Origin of the sequence: Acidithiobacillus ferriphilus, from assembly GCF_018854775.1 — a bacterium.
GTDB lineage: Bacteria > Pseudomonadota > Gammaproteobacteria > Acidithiobacillales > Acidithiobacillaceae > Acidithiobacillus > Acidithiobacillus ferriphilus.
Map to the genome: position 1 here is coordinate 1 of NZ_JAAZTY010000195.1, position 2,841 is coordinate 2,841.

Annotated in this window: 4 protein-coding genes, 1 tRNA gene and 2 pseudogenes; 4 read left to right on the forward strand and 3 right to left on the reverse strand. The window is 51.3% G+C overall.

The genetic code is table 11. The features are described 5' to 3' along the window. Together HF921_RS12010 and HF921_RS12015 are read left to right on the forward strand one after the other, a co-directional pair. Window positions 1-339 (forward strand): annotated as a pseudogene (locus HF921_RS12010) (cytochrome C oxidase subunit III); the annotation flags it as partial. A 39-nt stretch (window positions 340-378) separates the two neighbouring features. Next, window positions 379-573, forward strand: coding sequence for a cytochrome C oxidase subunit IV (locus tag HF921_RS12015; protein ID WP_215892986.1), 195 nt, complete (start codon window positions 379-381; stop codon window positions 571-573). Between the two features lie 170 nt (window positions 574-743). On the opposite strand, the gene HF921_RS12020 is transcribed toward HF921_RS12015, so the two are convergent. Continuing rightward, window positions 744-1,067 carry a hypothetical protein gene (locus tag HF921_RS12020; RefSeq protein ID WP_226834570.1) on the reverse strand — a complete coding sequence of 108 codons (324 nt, stop codon included), beginning with the start codon at window positions 1,065-1,067 and terminating at the stop codon, window positions 744-746. Window positions 1,068-1,340: 273 nt separating this feature from the next. Between HF921_RS12020 and HF921_RS12025 the strand changes: the two genes are divergently transcribed. Both HF921_RS12025 and HF921_RS12030 read left to right on the forward strand, forming a co-directional pair. Beyond that, window positions 1,341-1,718 carry a nucleotidyltransferase domain-containing protein gene (locus HF921_RS12025; RefSeq protein ID WP_064219639.1) on the forward strand — a complete coding sequence of 126 codons (378 nt, stop codon included), beginning with the start codon at window positions 1,341-1,343 and terminating at the stop codon, window positions 1,716-1,718. Next, complete coding sequence (locus tag HF921_RS12030) at window positions 1,708-2,160, forward strand: HEPN domain-containing protein (RefSeq protein ID WP_215892984.1); 453 nt, start codon at window positions 1,708-1,710, stop codon at window positions 2,158-2,160. Before HF921_RS12025 ends, HF921_RS12030 begins: the two co-directional genes overlap by 11 nt. A gap of 76 nt (window positions 2,161-2,236) precedes the next feature. Here HF921_RS12030 and HF921_RS12035 read toward each other — a convergent pair. Both HF921_RS12035 and HF921_RS13760 read right to left on the reverse strand, forming a co-directional pair. Continuing rightward, a tRNA-Leu gene (locus HF921_RS12035) sits at window positions 2,237-2,321 on the reverse strand. A 97-nt stretch (window positions 2,322-2,418) separates the two neighbouring features. Continuing rightward, window positions 2,419-2,574: pseudogene (locus tag HF921_RS13760) on the reverse strand (HVO_A0114 family putative DNA-binding protein); the annotation flags it as partial. Window positions 2,575-2,841: the final 267 nt, after the last annotated feature.

The window sequence follows — 2,841 nt, forward strand, 5'->3', positions numbered from 1 at the left end:
GTTGCGCGTAAGAAGCTGGATCAGGGCGATGATGGCGGTATTATTGGCAATTTGGCCACCCTGCTTGTCATCTCCTTGGTAATGATTGGCGGAATAGTCTACAGCTGGACCACGTTAAGCATCGGTAGTGGTTATGGCGGGATTTACGATATTACCAGCTTATGGTTTCTGGTGCACTTCGTGGCGGGGATCCTGGCGTTACTGGCAAGCATCATGAAAATATCCCGTACACCTGATCGAGCCAAGGCAGAGCGTTGGGTATCGTATAATGTTCTCACCTACTGGAGGGGGATAGTTATCCTCTGGGTAGCCTTTTTTATCGTCTTCTATATCGCGTAATTTGGTTATAGATTATCAAATTAGACCGAGGGTAAAATAATGGATATGTCACATTTGTCGTTTGTTATTCCAGCTGGAGCGGATAATCCGACGTTCTTCTGGTTGACGGGATACATCGTGTTTCCGGTGGTGTTTTTAAGCATGTACTTCTGGTGGGTATTAAAAGAAGTGGCCAATGAAGATCGACTCCGTGTTTTAAAGAAGACAGAAAATAGTCCATCTGGCGACGGATAACCTCATAATAGCTATCTGTTTATATTGTTAAAGAATGTAACGTGGTAAGGCTTGTTTTATCCCCCCGATTGATCCGCTATTGAAGAAACGGCGGGTCTTTTTTATGTTGCGGCGTTGCCCACCTTCACATGCAGACATGCTTGGGGTCAAGGCAGGCGATAGCTTGGTTGTCACATGTTCAGAATGGCGGAAGTGAGGGCGTCCAGCCGGGTATCCATGCGGGAAAAGCCATCTTCCATGCGTTCGGTCAGGTGATCCACTCGGGCATTGATACTTGAGCTCAAGGTATCGATACGGGCATCCATGCGGGAGAACCCTTCTTCCATTCTTCCGGTGAGACGATCCACGCGGGCATCCAGACGGTCGATGCTCTGTCCATTCTCCTGCAGATCCCTTTCCAGCGCGTCAAGCCGCAGGCGCAAAGATTCCACGCCGGGAGCGATGACGCTTTCCAGAACTTTGCGTAAACTGTCTACAGTTTCTTGAACGTTCATGGGCCATGAGTATGATGCAGGGTGCGACATTATTCAATTGCGCCGCCCCGCCTTCCCCATAAACTCCCGCTCCGCTCACCGCCTTGTGGACGGCAGGCAATCCGTCCCCGCGCATCTGAGTGACCTGCTGCTGGCCGACGAATTGATGGACACATCCGTGCAGGGCATTACGGGCGCCCTGCAGGGCCTCTGGTTTTTGACAGGCCAGCCATTACGGGTCTATCTTGTTTGCAAACTGAGAGCGCACCTTCGAGCGGATAAGGAAATATCGCCATGTTGGCTGGGGATCGGATTCGACTGCAAGCACAAAATCAGGCACGCAGTATGCGCAATGCGGCGACAGTGCGGATTGTTCCTTTGCTGAAAAACAAACTGGATCCAAACCATGTCTGGATATTCGGATCCGTGGCGCGTGGAGAGCCATCAGCAAGTTCGGATATTGATATCCTGGTCGAGATGGGCTCGACAAAAACAGACTTGCCCTTCAAGGAGCGGCTTCGCCTCATTGGCGACGTCTGTGATGAGGCGGACGTACCGTTCCACTGCGACATCATCGCCATGACACGGGGCGAAATACAACAAAAAATAGCAGCCGGAAATCATTTCTTCGTGCGGTTATGGCACGAGAAGGAGGCTATCTATGAACGTTAGCGCCCAACAACTTGACGCTGTGCGCTGGCTAAAACAGTCTGGTTCCGATCTGGTGGCGGCAAGACAACTAAGGGACGGCGGCAGCTTTGCACAGTCCTGTTTTTTCTCGCAGCAGTCTGCCGAAAAACTTTTTAAGGGTGCCATCATCCTGCTAAAGGGCGCAATACCAAGGTCTCATTCCGTGCAAGACCTTAGCAATACGCTTCGCGCGGAATATGCGGTACCGCTGGACAACTTCTATACGGTTTCCCGATATCCGGATGCATCACCCAGCGAAATGTCACCGTTCGAATTGTACGATGTCGACGATGCCCAGGAAGCCATCCATCTGGTCGAGCAAGCCATGCGCGTTACGCTCCAATGGCTTGGTGAGCAAAACTTGATGCCGGAAGGCTATTCGCTGACGCCGTGCGCGAAAGCAGAGACCGCCCCCGGTTTTTGACAGAAAGAAATACGAGAATACCGTGGTTTAATCGACCTCACTCGTCGGGGTTCTCTATTCCATTTGATTTTAAATGTGGTGCCCAGGGCCGGACTCGAACCGGCACGGCATAAGCCGAGGGATTTTAAGTCCCTTGCGTCTACCGATTTCGCCACCTGGGCGGGGTGCTATTTTATTACGTTTTGCCGTTCTGCTCAATTGTTGACGTTTGCACTTCCGATATGGCAACTTATACCTTGGCCAGCACCAAGGTCCATCTCAGCGAAATACTCCATCAGGACGCACATCCCGGCCTGCCCGCCGGGTCAGTTCCCTGATGGACACTTCCCCCGCACCCATGATCTGGCGTACCAGCGACCATCGTAACGCGGTCAGTCGGCCCAGGAACACATCCGGCGATTCAAAGTTCAGGGTTTCCCTCTGGTAGGTTTCCGCCTGCGCGGCTTTGCCTGCAGCGCGTAGGGCTGCCTTCCAGTCCGGTTGTGTGTCGAGCTACGGCAGCGAAGATTTTGAGTTGGTGCAATGTAGCGTGGCGGATAGACATGTCAATAGTAAATCATGGTAAATCATAATAGTAAATATATTTTACTTTTATAAATTAGAAGATCATCCACAATGCCAATCAAGCATTGGAACCCAATCAGTGGCTTCAATCGTCGTTGTCTACCATGACACAAGGAG

What these genes read in the sequence shown, in the direction of transcription:
- HF921_RS12030 (WP_215892984.1), top strand. Translation starts at nt 1,708, where the DNA reads ATGAACGTTAGCGCCCAACAACTTGACGCTGTGCGCTGGCTAAAACAG.
- HF921_RS12020 (WP_226834570.1), bottom strand. Translation starts at nt 1,067, where the DNA reads ATGAACGTTCAAGAAACTGTAGACAGTTTACGCAAAGTTCTGGAAAGC.
- HF921_RS12025 (WP_064219639.1), top strand. Translation starts at nt 1,341, where the DNA reads ATGTTGGCTGGGGATCGGATTCGACTGCAAGCACAAAATCAGGCACGC.
- HF921_RS12015 (WP_215892986.1), top strand. Translation starts at nt 379, where the DNA reads ATGGATATGTCACATTTGTCGTTTGTTATTCCAGCTGGAGCGGATAAT.